The sequence below is a fragment of the Psychroserpens mesophilus genome (assembly GCF_050617655.1).
Taxonomy (GTDB): Bacteria; Bacteroidota; Bacteroidia; order Flavobacteriales; family Flavobacteriaceae; genus Psychroserpens; species Psychroserpens mesophilus_A.
In genome coordinates this window covers 1-231 of sequence record NZ_JBODQC010000565.1, presented here as the reverse complement: position 1 = coordinate 231, position 231 = coordinate 1, and the positions used below count along the sequence as shown (strand labels likewise).

Here is a 231-nt window from a genome sequence, read left to right as displayed (position 1 = left end):
CCTGCACGCGGTCCACCAGCACATGCTCGGCATTGGACTGCAGGCTCTCCACCGCGTGCCCGGCGGCCGATGCCTGGCTGGCCAGGGCCTGGTCGATGTCGGCCAGCGTGGTGTGGCCGTAGACCTCCGGCTCGCGGGTGCCGAGCAGGTTGAGGTTGGGGCCGTGCAGGACCAGCAGCTTCGCCATGGGATCCGGAAGACGGGAAAGGGCGGCAGTCTGGCGGAACCGGT

Annotated in this window: 1 protein-coding gene; it reads right to left on the bottom strand. The window is 70.1% G+C overall.

From position 1 onward, the window contains the following. Nucleotides 1-231, bottom strand: a 231-nt coding sequence (locus tag ACRHNM_RS18440) for a type II 3-dehydroquinate dehydratase (protein ID WP_431138077.1), incomplete at both ends; no start/stop codon positions are given.